Source organism: Streptomyces sp. NPDC002742 (assembly GCF_042888885.1).
GTDB lineage: Bacteria > Actinomycetota > Actinomycetes > Streptomycetales > Streptomycetaceae > Streptomyces.
Genome location: NZ_JBIAQF010000015.1, coordinates 114,886 through 130,404, shown reverse-complemented (window position 1 = coordinate 130,404; position 15,519 = coordinate 114,886). Strand labels below are relative to the sequence as shown.

At 69.2% G+C, this 15,519-nt stretch carries 10 protein-coding genes and 1 pseudogene; 6 read left to right on the top strand and 5 right to left on the bottom strand.

Annotated features, from left to right (window positions below; translation table 11 throughout):
* Positions 1-121: 121 nt before the first annotated feature.
* Positions 122-817, top strand: coding sequence for a glycoside hydrolase family 75 protein (locus ACFYW8_RS26760; protein ID WP_365872454.1), 696 nt, complete (start codon positions 122-124; stop codon positions 815-817).
* Positions 818-883: 66 nt separating this feature from the next.
* On the opposite strand, the pseudogene ACFYW8_RS26755 reads toward ACFYW8_RS26760, so the two are convergent.
* Both ACFYW8_RS26755 and ACFYW8_RS26750 read right to left on the bottom strand, forming a co-directional pair.
* Positions 884-1,012, bottom strand: a pseudogene (locus ACFYW8_RS26755) (short-chain dehydrogenase); the annotation flags it as partial.
* An 89-nt stretch (positions 1,013-1,101) separates the two neighbouring features.
* The gene (locus ACFYW8_RS26750; RefSeq protein ID WP_389081100.1) at positions 1,102-2,061 is read right to left on the bottom strand and encodes a methyltransferase domain-containing protein; all 960 of its coding nucleotides are present in this window, start codon (positions 2,059-2,061) and stop codon (positions 1,102-1,104) included.
* A 139-nt stretch (positions 2,062-2,200) separates the two neighbouring features.
* Here ACFYW8_RS26750 and ACFYW8_RS26745 point away from each other — a divergent pair, with 139 nt between their 5' ends.
* Complete coding sequence (locus ACFYW8_RS26745) at positions 2,201-2,971, top strand: phytanoyl-CoA dioxygenase family protein (RefSeq protein WP_389081094.1); 771 nt, start codon at positions 2,201-2,203, stop codon at positions 2,969-2,971.
* A gap of 29 nt (positions 2,972-3,000) precedes the next feature.
* On the opposite strand, the gene ACFYW8_RS26740 is transcribed toward ACFYW8_RS26745, so the two are convergent.
* Both ACFYW8_RS26740 and ACFYW8_RS26735 read right to left on the bottom strand, forming a co-directional pair.
* Positions 3,001-4,719 carry a glycoside hydrolase family 6 protein gene (locus tag ACFYW8_RS26740; RefSeq protein WP_389081089.1) on the bottom strand — a complete coding sequence of 573 codons (1,719 nt, stop codon included), beginning with the start codon at positions 4,717-4,719 and terminating at the stop codon, positions 3,001-3,003.
* A gap of 10 nt (positions 4,720-4,729) precedes the next feature.
* Entirely contained in the window at positions 4,730-6,208 is a 1,479-nt protein-coding gene (locus ACFYW8_RS26735; protein ID WP_389081086.1) for a cellulase family glycosylhydrolase, read from the bottom strand.
* A 255-nt stretch (positions 6,209-6,463) separates the two neighbouring features.
* Between ACFYW8_RS26735 and ACFYW8_RS26730 the strand changes: the two genes are divergently transcribed.
* The 4 genes from ACFYW8_RS26730 to ACFYW8_RS26715 all read left to right on the top strand — a co-directional run bounded on the left by ACFYW8_RS26730 (position 6,464) and on the right by ACFYW8_RS26715 (position 13,514).
* On the top strand, positions 6,464-9,388 hold the full coding sequence (locus tag ACFYW8_RS26730) for a glycoside hydrolase family 48 protein (protein WP_389081081.1): 2,925 nt from the start codon (positions 6,464-6,466) through the stop codon (positions 9,386-9,388).
* Between the two features lie 163 nt (positions 9,389-9,551).
* Positions 9,552-12,212, top strand: coding sequence for a cellulose binding domain-containing protein (locus ACFYW8_RS26725; protein ID WP_389081076.1), 2,661 nt, complete (start codon positions 9,552-9,554; stop codon positions 12,210-12,212).
* Between the two features lie 235 nt (positions 12,213-12,447).
* Positions 12,448-13,014: a hypothetical protein gene (locus tag ACFYW8_RS26720; protein ID WP_389081071.1), complete on the top strand. Its 567-nt coding sequence runs from the start codon at positions 12,448-12,450 to the stop codon at positions 13,012-13,014.
* A 62-nt stretch (positions 13,015-13,076) separates the two neighbouring features.
* Positions 13,077-13,514, top strand: coding sequence for a hypothetical protein (locus ACFYW8_RS26715; protein ID WP_389081065.1), 438 nt, complete (start codon positions 13,077-13,079; stop codon positions 13,512-13,514).
* A 131-nt stretch (positions 13,515-13,645) separates the two neighbouring features.
* Here ACFYW8_RS26715 and ACFYW8_RS26710 read toward each other — a convergent pair whose 3' ends face one another.
* Complete coding sequence (locus tag ACFYW8_RS26710) at positions 13,646-15,517, bottom strand: rhamnogalacturonan lyase (protein ID WP_389081060.1); 1,872 nt, start codon at positions 15,515-15,517, stop codon at positions 13,646-13,648.
* Positions 15,518-15,519 lie beyond the last annotated feature (2 nt).

Below are 15,519 nucleotides of genomic sequence, written 5' to 3'. Positions count from 1 at the left end.
GGCTTTTTCGCGTCCTTGGACCGGACCAACTCGGCGACAGGTCTTGACGCGGTCATGCAAGCAGGGCCACCTTGTACGGCAACCCGGTAAGGAAAGTTTCCTAACAGAAGGGTCCCCCACAGTGCGCACTCGAACACTGACCCTGTCCGCGGCCGTCGGCGCGGCGCTGCTCGCCGTCGCCGCGCTCCCGGCGAGCGCCTCCGGCACCGCCGGCCCCCGCTCGGCACAGGAGGGTTCGGTCAGCGCGGCCGCCCTCCTCGCCAAGGTGACGTCCTGCTCGCAGATATCGAGCGGGAAGTACAAGACCGACGAAGAGACCTCGGCCACGATCCCCGTCTGCGGCAAGAACGGCGCCGTGTTCTGGAAGGCCGACATGGACGTCGACTGCGACGGCCAGGTCACCGGCAAGTGCAACGCGAACACCGACCCCTGGTTCCAGGACGACACCGCCTTCCACCAGTCCAACGGCCAGCCGCTGCGTGCCGACTCGCTGCCCTATGTCGTCGTCCCGAGCACCAGCGGCATCTGGAAGTACACGAGTTCGGGGATCAAGGGCGGTGGTGTGGTCGCCGTCATATACAACGGCAAGGTCGAGTACGCGGTGGTCGGTGACACCGGACCGACGCAGATCATCGGCGAGGCGTCCTACGCCACGGCGAACGCGCTCGGCGTCGACCCCGACCCCGAGACGGGCGGGACCGATTCCGGCGTGACCTACATCCTGTTCAAGAACTCGCAGGTGTCACCCATCGAGAGCCACGGCGCGGCCGTGTCGCTCGGGGACTCGCTGGCCAAGCAGTTCCTGGCCAACAACTGAGCGTCTGCCCGGCGGGGACGCCCTTCGCCCCGCCGGGCCCGGATCGGACGGGCCGGCCGGCCGCTCGGGGCGGACGACGACCGTGTGCACGTCGACGCCCGTCGGCCGTCCCACCGCCCGGACGATCGAGTCCGCGAGCTGGTCCGCCGGCAGCAGCCGCCCCGGCGGGAGGCCGCCGCAGCCGTCCAGGAAAGGGGGCGTGCCCGGCCGCGTGCCCGACGACCGTCGGCAACCCCTCGGGGCCGCCCGGTTCCGCGGCGAAGTCACTCGGCCGCCGCTCGCCGCTACTCCGGCTTGACCCCCACGTACACCGTCATCGCCGTCAGGACGAACGCGTCCGGGCGGTGGTGCACGCTCGCCTTGTCGTCCGGGTCGAGGAGCCGGTCGAGCGTGGCGAGGTCCTGCGGGTCGAGCCCTTCGGCGAGGCCGTCCCGCCTACGGGTGAGAACGGTGACGACGAAGGCGCGAGCCTCGTCCGAGAGCGGGGCGGGGAGGTCGAGAAGGAAGGTGCGGGTCGCCGTGTGGCGCAGGCCGACAGCGGTGAGCAGGGCGGGCCAGTCCTCCGTCTCCGTCACCGCACCGGGCAGTTCGGCCCGCATGCGGGTGAACCACTCGTCGTGCACCGCGTCGATGCGGGACTCAAGGCCGGGCCGGCCGATGCCGGTGTCGCGCGGGAGGAAGCGCGTGGGAAGGCCGCCCTCCAGCAGTGCGAGGGTCCCGCCTGGTGCCAGGCTCCGGACGAAACCGGCGAGCGCGGCCCGCTGGTCGCCGACATGGTGCAGCGACCTGCTCGCCCACAACAGGTCCGCGGGGAACTCCAAGTCACCCACACCATCGGAGAGTTCGGCCTCGACCGTGCTGAAGCGGTCGGCGACGCCGAGCCGCTCGGCGCGGGCCCGGGCCGCCGCCAGGAGGGGCTCGACGCCGTCCACGGCGACGACCCGCGCGCCCGGGAACTTCTCAGCGAGCAGACAGGAGATGACCCCGGGGCCACTGCCCGCGTCCACGATCAGCCCCGGATCGGGCCGCCGCTCCCGCAGCCACTCGGCCGCCTCGGTGTACGCCGGGGTGAACAGCTCCGCCTCCGCCACCAGCAGGGGCAGCATCTGGGCGAAATCCATGTGGGTGTGGTCGTGCCCCTGGTTCCGCGCGGGACCGTGGTGGTGGCCGTGGTCCGGCGACGAGCCCTGCTGGTGTGCCGGGCCGTGACCGCTGCCGTGGTCGTGGTTGTGGTCCTGCGTCATGGCACAAGCCTCTCTCTCGGGATGAGGACAGCGTGCGCCGCCACTCCCGGAAACAGCCAGTCGTGTTGCTCGAACGGCAAAAGGCGGGCCACCGGAAAACCGGATGCGCACGCGGGGACCCGTCATCGAACATGGCCGAATGGACGACGTCATGCTGGAGCGATTCCTCGAGGACGGCTTCGTACGGATCGAGGGCGCCTTTCCGGCGCGGGTCGCCGCGGACTGCGTCCGGCTGCTGTGGGAGGAGACGGGCTGCTCCCCGGACGATCCCGCCACCTGGACCGAGCCCGTGCGCTGGATCCCCGGGATGGCCCAGGGCCCCTTCGCCGCCGCCGTCAACTCACCCGCCCTGCACGACGCGTTCGACCTGCTGCTCGGCGAGGGCCGTTGGGAGCCGCGCTACTCGCTGGGCAGTTTCCCGCTGCGTTTCCCGCACGAACAGGAGCCGGACGACGCGGGCTGGCACATCGAGGGAAGCTATCTGCCCGAAGGCGCGACCTGGTACTACGCCAATCTCAGGTCCCGGGATCGCGCGCTGCTGATGCTGTTCCTGTTCACCGAGGTGGGCCCCGAGGACGCGCCGACCCGCATCCGCGTCGGCTCGCACCTGGACGTGCCACCGCTCCTGGAGCCGTACGGGGAGGAGGGTGTGTCGGGGCTGGACATCGCGCCGCGCCTGGTCGAGGCGTCGGCGCACCGGCCGGTCGCGTACGCCACCGGCCGGCCCGGCGACGTGTACCTGTGTCATCCGTTCCTGGTGCACGCGGCACAGCCGCACCACGGGAGCCGGCCCCGGTTCATGGCGCAGCCGCCGCTGTCCCCGGCGGCGCCCTTGGAGCTGGAGCGGGCCGACGGGGACTATTCGGCGGTGGAGTTCGCGATCCGCCAGGGGCTGGGGAAGGGGAGCTGACCCCTGGCGGACCGCACGCGCTCAGCCGGTCACAGGGCCGGGTACGCGTTCTTCATGAGCTCCTGGAACTGGGCGGAGAACCAGTGCCCGGAGAGCGGGGCGTTCGGCAGCGCGCCGGAGAGGTTGTTCCCGTTGCGGGCGTTGCCCGTGTAGGTCGGGTCGCACATCCGGTCGAAGCCCTTGCCCTCGTCGTTCGCGATCGCCGTGCTGGAGCCGTCGGACTCGCCCGGAGGCTTCATCCAGACATAGGCGTCGATGCCGGTCGCCGGTGCCGCCTTGGGGCGCTCGCCGAGGCCCGCGCCCGACTGGTTGCACCAGTTGCCGATGTGGATACGGCGGTCGTAGCGCCCTCCGTCGACGTACGTGTCGACGCTGGTCGTCGCGCCGGGTCCGGCGGGCCGTGCCGTGCCGCCCCAGCCGTTCCTGGAGGTGTCGATCAGCATGCCGATACCGGAGTTGAAGCCGACCGAGACGAGCTGGGTGCGGAACGCCTGCGCGAAGGAGAGCTCGTCGACATAGCGGTTCCAGTCGACCCACTTGGACTGGCGCACCGAGGTGCCGTTCACCGTGTCGTTGATGGTGAAGTTGTTCTCCTTGAGGGCGCTGTAGTTCGCCGTGTTGGTGATGAAGCCCTGGACGTCGTTCACCGTCGCGCCCTCGGCGGTCGCCGCCTGCTTGAAGACGGTGGCGGCGGGGGCGAAGTTGTCGTCCCAGCCGAGCCATCCGTGGTGGCCGGCGTCGAGGTAGTTGTAGACGTTCGGGATCGCGCCGAGCTTGGCGAGCGCGTAGCCGACGCCCTTCACGTAGTTGCCGTTGGCGAGCATGGTGTCGCAGTTCGCGGTGGCGGTGGCACGGCTGCCGGTGTTGGTGACGAGGTTCGGCAGCGAGTCGATCTCGATGGTGGTGACGATGCGCAGCGAGGCGTACTTGCTGTCGGAGAGGATCGCCGCGATCGGGTCGATGAACTGCGTCTTGTACTTGTCGATGTCCGTCGGGCCGAGTTCGCCGTTGGAGGCGAGGGCGGCGCAGTCACGTCCGGGCAGGTCGTACACGACGAGTTGGACGACCTCTTCGCCGGTGCCCTTCTGGGCGAGCGCCGCGTCGAGGTGGGCGCGCAGACCCATGCTGCCGGACGCGCCGTTGATCGCGGCGATCCGGTCGAGCCAGACGCCGGTGGGCTGGTTGGAGATGCGGCTGCCGCCGGTCTCGGCGGCGGCCTTCGCCGACCACTCCGGGTTCACGTACACCTTGGCGCCGGCGTACGGGTTGTCGACCTTGCCGGAGGGGTCGGTGCCGCCTCCGCCTCCCCCGCCGCCGCTGCCGTCGTCGACGTTGCAGGTCACGCCGTCGAGCGTGAAGGCGGTGGGCAGCGCGTTGGTGCCGCTGTAGGAGCCGTTGAAGCCGAAGCTGACCGAACTCCCCGTGGCCAGCGCCCCGTTGTACGTCTCATTGTTCGCGGTGACGGCGGTGCCGCTCTGGGTGAGCTTGGTGTTCCAGTAGCTGGTGACCTTCTGGTTGCCGGCGTAGGCCCACTTCACCGACCAACTGGACTTGGCGGCGCCGTTGTTGGTGACGGTGACGGCGGCGGTGAAGCCGGTGTCCCACTGGCTCTGCACCTTGTAGTCGACGGTGCAGGGAATGGAGGCGACGGCGTTGGTGCCGACGTCCGCGGGGACCGCGGAAGCGGCGCCCGATCCCGCGGCGATCAGGGCGAGTGCCCCGAGAAGTGCTGTTCTTGCGCGGCTCATGTGCGGGTTCCTATCCGTTGAGGGCGCGCAGGTGGTCGCGCAGCCCGATGCCGTAGGAGGTCGGAGTTCCGTCGTAGTTCGAGATCAGCGACGGACCGGAGGAACAGTCCCAGGTGTTCCAGGTCCAGCCGAGGTACGAGAGCCCCCGGTCGTCGAACCACTTCATGACGGTGTCGACGAAGGAGTGGGAGCAGGTGTTCTCCCCGATCTCCCCCGCCACGAGGGGGACTTGGGCCGCCACCGGGGCGAGAGTCGAGTTCCAGCAGCTCTCGCTCGCGCAGGTGTTGAAGTTGTAGACGTGGTACGCGGCGACGAGATTGCCCGTGGGATCACTCGGTTTGTACGTCAGCCACTGGCTCAGGTCGTTGGAGTACGCGAGACCGCCGGCCAGGATCAGGTTCTTGGCGCCGGTGCCGCGTACCGCGTCGACCAGGCTCTGCGTTCCGGCGACCGGGTAGGAGATGCCGGGGCAGGTGCCGCCGTCGCGCCAGCAGGTCCACGCCTGGGTGGTCGTGGAGGTCGCGCGGTCCGGGTAGGGCTCGTTGAACAGGTCGAACGCGACGGCCGGGTCGTCCTTGAAGGTGCTCGCCACCGAGGCCCAGAAGGACGGGGTGTACTGCGCGTCGGGCATCGGCTTCTGGCAGGTGGCGTGCACGTCGGAGCAGCCCGCCGAGTTGCCGGTGTACTGGCCGTACGTCCAGTGCAGTTCGACGAGCGGGGTCATGCCGTGCGCCTCGACCTTGGCCACCAGGTCCTTGACGGCGGCGATGTAGTTGGCGCCGGCGTACTCCGGTTTGATGTTGGACAGGCCGAGCCAGCACTCCTCGTTCAGCGGGATGCGGACCGTGTTGACCTTCCAGTCGGCGATCGCCTTGACCGAGGCGTCGTCGACGGGGCCGTCGAAGAAGCCGTAGCCCTGGACGCACATGAACTCGCCGCCGGAGCGGTTGACGCCGAGCATCCTGCGGGTGGCTCCCGCGGAGTCGACCAGCTTGTTGCCCGAGACGTGCAGTTTCGGCGGCTCACCGCCGGTCGGCGGCGGGTCGGTCGGGGTGGGCGTCGGCGTCGGCTGGACGTCCACATTGCAGGTGGTGCCGTTGAGCCGGAAGGCCGTCGGCACCGCGTTGCTTCCCGACCAGGAGGCGAGGAACCCGGCGCTGACGCTCGCGCCGGTCGCCAGCGAGCCGTTCCAGCTCTCGTTGGACGCGGTCACCGTCGTACCGGACTGGGACCACTTGGCGCTCCAGCCCTGGGTGACCTTCTGGCCGCCCGGGAAGTCGAAGCCGAGACTCCAACCGCTGAGCGCGGCCATGTTGTTGGTGATCTTCACGGCGCCCTGGAAGCCGGTGTCCCACTGGCCGGTGACCGAGTACTCCACCGTGCACGCGGGAGTTGCTCCCGAAGCCGTGACGACCGGCGCGACGGCCGTGCCCACAAGGGCGACCGCGGCGCCGATCACTAAAAGAGACAAACGCGGGGGGTGACGCATGAAGCGACTCCTTGCAGCTCTGGCGCGCCGTGATCGACGCGCCGACTGATGGAACCGCTCCCACTGGTGCCGATGAAGCTAGCGCCAAGTTCCGTTGTTGGACAGAGGAGTTGCACTGTTGATCAATCGAATCATTTCGACTCTTCAAGCACCTTGACCCCTCACACCCCTCTCTCCAATATGGGAGCGCTCCCACTGGTTCAAAGCTTGTTGCTCCTCCCCCCCTTCTCCGAGCCGCAAGGAGGAACCAGCACCATGGATCCGAGCCCTCGATGGAGACGTCGTCGCAGTTCAAGACGGCTTTGGACCGCCGTAGTGGCGGCACTCGCCCTCCCGCTCACGACGCTGGCGACCGGTACGACTCCCGCACACGCGGCCACGGTTCAGTGCAGCGTCGACTACAAGACCAACGACTGGGGTTCCGGTTTCACCGCGGATCTGACGATCACCAACCGGGGCACCGACGCCATCAACGGCTGGACCCTGACCTACGCCTACACCGGCAACCAGACGCTCACCAACGGCTGGAACGGCACCTGGTCCCAGTCCGGCAAGTCGGTCACCGTGAAGAACGCCTCCTGGAACGGGACGATCGGCGCCGGGACCGCCGTGACCACCGGCGCGCAGTTCACCTACAGCGGCACCAACACCGCCCCCGCCTCCTACGCCGTCAACGGCACCACCTGCACCGGCGCGCATCAGCCACCGATCACCGTGCTGACCAGCCCCGCGGCGGGCGCCGTCTACACCCAGGGCGACGCCGTCCCGCTGGCCGCGACCGCGGCGGCGGCCGACGGGGCGACCATCTCCAAGGTCGAGTTCTACGACGACACGACCCTGCTCGGCACCGACACCAGCTCGCCGTACACGCTGTCGGCGTCCGGACTGGCCGTGGGCAGTCATTCCGTCCTCGCGAAGGCGTACGACAGCCTGGGCGCGTCGGCGGAGTCCGTACCGGCCGGCATCACGGTCGCCTCGGGGCCCGCCATCGTCGCCTCGCCGACCCAACTCGGAGTCCAGCAGGGCAAGTCGGGGACCTTCACCGTGAAGCTCTCGACCCAGCCGAGCGCCAACGTGAGCGTGGCGGTGGCCCGTACGGACGGCAACACCGGACTGTCCGTCACCGGCGGTTCGAGTCTGACCTTCACCCCGTCCAACTGGAACACGGCCCAGACGGTGACGATCACCGCCGACGCCTCGGGCACCGGGGCCGCGACCTTCACCGCCTCGGCGACCGGTCAGGCCAAGGCCACCGTGACGGTGACGGAACTGGCCGCGTCGAAGGCGTACGACGCGCGCTTCCTGGACCTCTACGGCAAGATCACCAACCCGGCGAACGGCTACTTCTCCCCCGAGGGCATTCCCTATCACTCGGTGGAGACGCTGATCGTCGAGGCGCCGGACCAGGGTCATGAGACGACGTCGGAGGCGTACAGCTATCTGATCTGGCTGCAGGCGATGTACGGGAAGGTCACCGGCGACTGGTCGAAGTTCAACGCCGCGTGGACGACCATGGAGACGTACATGATCCCCACGCACGCCGACCAGCCGACGAACTCCTTCTACAACGCCTCCAAGCCGGCCACCTACGCGCCCGAGCTGGACACCCCGAACGAGTATCCGGCCAAGCTCGACACCGGTGTCTCGGTCGGCTCCGACCCGATCGCCGCCGAGCTGAAGAGCGCGTACGGCACGGACGACGTGTACGGCATGCACTGGCTCCAGGACGTGGACAACACCTACGGCTACGGCAATGAGCCCGGCAAGTGCGAGGCGGGTCCGACCGCGACCGGTCCGTCGTACATCAACACCTTCCAGCGCGGCGCGCAGGAGTCGGTGTGGGAGACGGTGCCGCAGCCGACCTGCGACTCCTTCAAGTACGGCGGAAAGAACGGGTACTTGGATCTCTTCACGGGAGACTCCTCGTACGCGAAGCAGTGGAAGTACACGGACGCTCCGGACGCCGACGCGCGTGCGGTGCAGGCCGCTTACTGGGCCGACGTGTGGGCGAAGGCACAGGGCAAGAGCGCCGACGTCTCGACGACGGTCGGCAAGGCGGCGAAGATGGGCGACTACCTGCGCTACGCCATGTACGACAAGTACTTCAAGAAAATAGGCAACTGCGTCGGCCCGACGACCTGCCCGGCAGGCACCGGCAAGGACGCCTCGCACTATCTGCTCTCCTGGTACTACGCCTGGGGCGGCGCGAACGACACCTCGGCCGGCTGGGCCTGGCGCATCGGCTCCAGCCACACCCACGGCGGCTACCAGAACCCGCTGGCCGCCTACGCGCTCAGCACCAACACCGACCTGAAGCCCAAGTCCGCGACCGGCGCCTCGGACTGGGCCACCTCGCTGACCCGGCAACTGGAGTTCTACCGCTGGCTCCAGTCGAACGAGGGCGCCATCGCGGGCGGCGCCACCAACAGCTGGGCAGGCCGTTACGCGACGCCTCCCGCCGGCACGCCGACCTTCTACGGCATGTACTACGACCAGCAGCCGGTGTACCACGACCCGCCGTCCAACCAGTGGTTCGGCTTCCAGGCGTGGTCCATGGAGCGGGTCGCCGAGTACTACCAGCAGACGGGGAACGCGAGCGCCAAGGCGGTCCTCGACAAGTGGGTCGCGTGGGCGCTGTCCAAGACCACGATCAACCCGGACGGCACCTACCAGATCCCCTCCACGCTCCAGTGGTCCGGCGCCCCGGACACCTGGAACGCGTCGAGTCCCGGCGCCAACAGCGGACTTCACGTCACCGTCGCCGACTACACGAACGACGTCGGCGTGGCCGCCGCGTACGCCAAGACCCTGTCGTACTACGCCGCCAAGTCCGGCAACGCCCAGGCGAAGACGACGGCCAAGGCGCTCCTCGACGGCATGTGGAACAACTACCAGGACGGTCTGGGCATAGCCGTCCCGGAGACCCGCGCCGACTACAACCGCTTCGACGACAGCGTGTACGTGCCGAGCACCTTCACCGGCACGATGCCGAACGGAGACGCGATCAACTCGTCCTCGACCTTCGCCTCTCTGCGGTCCTTCTACAAGAACGACCCGGCCTGGTCGAAGATCCAGAGCTATCTGGCGGGCGGCGCCGCGCCCTCCTTCACGTACCACCGCTTCTGGGCGCAGGCGGACATCGCCCTCGCCATGGGTTCGTACGCGGAGCTTCTCGAATAGTCCCCGCTGTGGCTCCGCGTACGCGGCCCTGTCCCTGACGGCAGGGCCACCGGCCGGGCGGCCCCTCACCGCACTGAGGGCCGCCCGGCCATCACGCTCTCCATCCCCGACTCCCGCTCATTCCGCCCTCTTTCCCCCCATCGCTCCCGGAGAGGACCCCACCGTGCGAAGAACCCGCATCCTCACGGCCGTACTCGCCCTCGCCGCCGGACTGCTGGCCGGCACCCCGCCCGCACTGGCCGCGAGCACCCCCACGGCAGCCGTCGCGGCCGACACGTACACCTGGAAGAACGCCCGTATCGACGGCGGCGGCTTCGTCCCCGGCATCGTCTTCAACCGCTCCGAGAAGAACCTCGCCTACGCCCGTACGGACATCGGCGGCGCCTACCGCTGGGTCCAGGCGTCGAAGAGCTGGACCCCGCTGCTCGACTCGGTCGGCTGGAACGAGTGGGGCCACTCCGGCGTCGTCAGCCTGGCCTCCGACTCCGCCGACCCGAACAAGGTGTACGCGGCGGTCGGCACGTACACCAACAGCTGGGACCCGACCGACGGGGCCGTCCTGCGCTCCGCGGACCGGGGCGCGAGCTGGCAGAAGGCCGACCTGCCCTTCAAGCTGGGCGGCAACATGCCCGGACGCGGCATGGGTGAGCGGCTGGCCGTCGATCCCAACAAGAACAGCGTGCTGTACCTCGGCGCGCCCAGCGGCAAGGGCCTGTGGAAGTCCACGGACTCCGGAGCCAGTTGGTCGCAGGTCACCGGCTTCCCCAACGTCGGAAACTATGTGCAGGACGCGACCGACACGAGCGGCTACGCCTCCGACAACCAAGGCATCGTCTGGGTCACCTTCGATGAGTCGACCGGCACCTCGGGAAGCGCCACGCAGACGATCTACGTGGGGGTCGCCGACAAGGACAACGCGGTCTACCGCTCGACGGACGGCGGTGCGACCTGGTCCAGGGTCGCGGGCCAGCCGACCGGCTACCTCGCCCACAAGGGCGTTCTCGACGCGGTGAACGGCTACCTCTATCTCGCGTACAGCGACAAGGGCGGCCCGTACGACGGCGGCAAGGGCCAGTTGTGGCGGTACGCGACCCGGACCGGGACCTGGACGAACATCAGCCCGGTGGCGGAGGCCGACACCTACTACGGCTTCAGCGGGCTGACCGTCGACCGGCAGCACCCCGGCACCGTGATGGCGACGGCGTACAGCTCCTGGTGGCCCGACACCCAGATCTTCCGGTCCACGGACAGCGGCGGCACCTGGACGAAGGCGTGGGACTACACGTCGTACCCGAACCGTTCCAACCGCTACACGATGGACGTCTCGTCCGTGCCCTGGCTGACCTTCGGAGCGAATCCCTCGCCGCCCGAGCAGACCCCCAAACTCGGCTGGATGACCGAGGGGCTGGAGATCGACCCGTTCGACTCGGCCCGGATGATGTACGGGACGGGCGCGACGATCTACGGCACCGAGAACCTCACCGACTGGGACACCGGGAGCCAGTTCACCGTCAAGCCCATGGTCCAGGGCCTGGAGGAGACGGCCGTCAACGACCTCGCCTCTCCCCCGTCGGGCGCTCCCCTGCTCAGCGCGCTCGGTGACATCGGCGGCTTCCGCCACACGGATCTCACCAAGGTCCCCTCGATGATGTACACCTCGCCGAACCTCACCACCACGACCAGCCTCGACTACGCCGAGTCCAACCCGAACACCGTGGTCCGCGTCGGCAACCTCGACTCCGGGCCGCACATCGGCTTCTCGACGGACAACGGCGCCAACTGGTTCGCGGGCAGCGACCCTTCGGGAGTCACCGGGGGCGGAACGGTCGCCGCGGCCTCCGACGGCAGCCGCTTCGTGTGGAGCCCGGCCGGCACCGGGGTGCAGTACACCACCGGGTTCGGTACGTCGTGGTCCGCGTCGAGCGGTATCCCCGCCGGGGCGGTCGTCGAGTCGGACCGGGTCGACGCGAAGACCTTCTACGGCTTCAAGTCGGGCAAGTTCTACGTCAGTTCGGACGGCGGCGCGACCTTCACCGCGTCCTCGGCCGGCAGTCTGCCGAGCGGGGACAGCGTGCGCTTCAAGGCGCTGCCCGGCACCAAGGGCGACGTGTGGCTCGCGGGCGGCGCGAGCGACGGCGGCGCGTACGGACTGTGGCACTCGACTGACGGCGGCACGACCTTCACCAAACTGTCGAACGTCGACCAGGCCGACACCATCGGCTTCGGCAAGGCGGCCACCGGCGCCTCCTACCAGACGCTCTACACCAGCGCGAAGATCGGGGGCGTCCGCGGGATCTTCCGCTCGACGGACAGGGGCGCGACCTGGACACGTATCAACGACGACGCCCACCAGTGGGGTTGGACCGGTGCGGCCATCACCGGGGACCCGCGGGTCTACGGGCGGGTGTACGTCGCGACGAACGGGCGCGGGATCGTCTACGGCGACAGCTCGGACACCGGGGGCGGCGGGGGCGGCGGCACGGACCCGACACCCCCGCCGACGGGGGCCTGCACCGTGACGTACAAGATCACGAACCAGTGGTCGGGCGGCTTCCAGGCCGACGTGTCACTGGCCAACACCGGCTCCACCGCCTGGACCGGCTGGACACTGGGCTGGACCTTCCCGGACGGCCAGAAGATCACCCAGCTCTGGAACGCCGACCACACACAGTCGGGCGCCACGGTCACGGCGAAGAACCTGACCTGGAACGCGAACGTGGCACCGGGTTCGACGGTGAGCTTCGGCTTCACGGGGAGCTGGACGGGGGCGAACACGAAACCCGGGTCCTTCAAGCTGGGGGACCAGACCTGCGCGGTGAGTTGACCTTCCCGCCCGCCGTCCTCAGGGGCCCGTGCCCGAAAGGCACGCGCCCCTGAGCGGCCGGGGCACACGCGGTCTCCCGGTCGGGCGCGCGGCAGGACAGCCAGGGACGCGCGGTCCGCGACTCCTTCGGTCCACCCGAGATGATCACAACTGCGCCACTCTTTCACCTGCCACTCACATTCTCTTCACATCCCCCGATACGGTCACCCCACCACGAACCGTCCTTGGGGGGACCATGTCGCACAACCAGCCGCCACCATCCTTCGGATACGGGCGGCCGCCCGTGCCGCCCGAGCCCGCACCGCAGCCGGCCAGACCCCGTTGGGCGCGGAAGCGGTACGTGTTGCCCGCGATCTTCTTCGCCTTCGCGCTCGGCCTCGGCAGCAGCGACAACAGCGGCGCCGACAGCGGCCGGAAGAGCAACACCACGAAGGCCGCGGCCGCCAAGGTGCGACCGGCGCCCACCGTCACGATCACGGCGACGGCGACCGAGACCGCGACGGCCAAGCCGAAACCGGCACCGACGGTCACCGCGACGGAGACGGTCAAGGTGAAGGTCACCGTCACCGCAAAAGCCGCCTCCGGCAGCGGCGGCGGCTCCGGTGGCGGCAGCGGCAGCGGCAGCGGCAGCGGCAGCGGCACGAGCGTCAGCACCTGCTCGATCACCTCCAACGCGGGCAACTGCTACTCGGCCGGCCAGTACTGCCGCAACAGCGACCACGGCGCCAGCACGACGACCGCGGGCGGCACCAGGATCACGTGCGCGTACCGGTCCAGCGGGTGGCGCTGGACGTACAGCTGACGGTGGCGCCGTCGGCCGCGGACAGCCCACCCGCACTTCACACTCCAGGTCCCGAGAGACGCATGAACAGCGAAATCGAAGCACCGCGAAGACCACGGCGGAACCTCGTCGCCGGCAGCATCCTCATCGCCGTCCTGGCCGCCCAGTCGGCGGCACTCATCGTCCAACAGGTGCAGATCGGCGACCTGAAGTCCGAGAGCGGCACACCCGGCCCGGCAGGACTGCCCGGTCCGGAAGGACTGCCCGGTCCTCGCGGCCTGACCGGCCCGGCCGGCAAGGACGGGCAGAACGCCGTTGTCCCCCTTCAGGACGACATCGCCAGCACGCGGCTCACCGAGGCCGAAGCACGCGCTCACTGCCAAACCGTTGCCCAACAGTCCTATCCAGACTCTTCCGACAGCGGCGACGAAACGCTGGATTCCCTCACGGACTCATACAGTGCCACGATGCACGAGAAGACGTTCCAGCAGTGCATGGACGAGCAGGGGTACGCCCAGTAGACACGGGGTCCACACTGCTCGGATTGGATTTCCCCGGGTTCTCCCCGGCGCGACGACCACGAGTCAGGCCCCCGTCCCGAGCGTCCGGAAGGGGGCCTGACCGGTTCACCTCGGAGTAGGAATATCGCGGTTCACGGCGTGTACACCGTCGGCCGAGGCGCCGTCGCCATGCCGCTGCCGATGAAGAAGCTCGGGTGCGGGGGCTGGTTGTAGGCCGTGTTCTGCCAGGCCAGTGCTGTGCGGTACTGGGTGTCGTGGAGGAGGGTGGTGATCCTCGTGGTCGTCTCGTACGGAGTGGAGTAGATCCTGAGGGCCGTGTTGTCCGTCGTCGGCCAGACGACCTCCTCGCGCCAGTCGCCGAGGATGTCGCCGGACAGGGATGGCGTCGCCTTGGTGCCGTTGTCGGAATGGACGCCCGAGCCGGTCAGCAGACGGGTGTCGGCGGACGTGCCGTACTTGTCGATGTGGGTGTCGTCGAGGAGTTCGCGGACGGTGTCCCCGTCCCACCAGGACAGGAAGTTGACACTGCCCGGCTTGCGGGTGGCCACCACCGTGCCCTGCGGACCGCGGACGCCGTCGGCGTGCGAGGACCAGGACTCGGCCCCCGCGCTGCCTGCCCAGACGTCGCCGGACACGCCCCGGCCGTTGTCGCCGTTGGCGGCCGTCGACCACAGGATCGCGCCGGTCTTCGCGTCCGCCATCCACGAGGACGGCTTGGTGGAGTCCTCGTCGACCTTGAACTCCTCCAGTCCCGCGCGGGACGGGTCGAGATCCCCGACGTGCATCGCGTCGCCGTGACCGTTCTTGGTGGTCCACAGCCCGGAGCCGTTGTCGTCCACGGCCATGGAGCCGTAGACGATCTCGTCCTTGCCGTCACCGTCGACATCGGCCACGGACAGTTGGTGGTTGCCCTGCCCGTCATATCCCCTGCCGCTGTTGGTCGAGGAGTTGGTGTCGAAGGTCCAGCGCCGGGTGAAGGCGCCGCCCCGCCAGTCCCAGGCCGCGATGACGGTACGGGTGTAGTAGCCGCGCGCCATGATCAGGGAAGGCCGGGAGCCGTCCAAGTAGGCCGTTCCCGCGAGGAACCGGTCGACCCGGTTGCCGTAGGAGTCGCCCCAGGAGGAGACCGTGCCGCGCGCCGGGACGTAGTCGACGGTGCCCATCGCCGCGCCCGTCCGGCCGTTGAACATGGTCAGGTACTCGGGCCCGGACAGGACGTATCCGCTGGAGTTCCGGTAGTCGGCGGAGGAACTGCCGATCACCGTGCCCTTCCCGTCCGTCGTACCGTCCGCCGTCTTCATGGCGACCTCGGCCTTGCCGTCGCCGTCGTAGTCGTACACCTGGAACTGTGTGTAGTGGGCGCCCGAGCGGATGTTCCTGCCCAGGTCGACGCGCCACAGGCGGGTGCCGTCGAGCTTGACGCCGTCGACGATCGTGTCGCCGGTGTAGCCGGACTGGGAGTTGTCCTTGGCGTTCGTCGGCTGCCACTTGAGGACGAAGTCGAGCTGCCCGTCGCCGTCGAGGTCACCGACGGACGCGTCGTTGGCCTCGTAGGTGTACGCGACCCCGTCGGGGGTGGTACCGCCGGCGGGCGGGGTGATGGGAACGTCCTTGTAGCCGGTACGGAACTGGACGGCGTGCACCGAGTCGCCCTGCTCCACGCCGTTCACGATCGCGCGGACCGTGTAGTCGGCCTGCGCGGGCGCGCCGGAGTGGAAGAAGTTCGTGGAGCCGCTGATCGGGGTGGAGTTGACCAGCGTCCCGGCGCGGTAGACGTTGAACGACACGTCGTTCGGGTCGGTGCCCAGCCAGCGCCAGCTGACGAGGTTACCGCTGTCGGTGTGGACACTGACGACACCCCGGTCGAGCGCTTCGACCTGCCTGGCCGTGGCTGCCTGGGCCGGACCGGCTCCGAGGGCGGTGAGTCCGGCGGCGATGAGGGCGGCGGCGGCCAGGGCCGAGCCGATCGCGCGTCTGTGGTGCTGCCGTTGCGGGTGCTGCACGG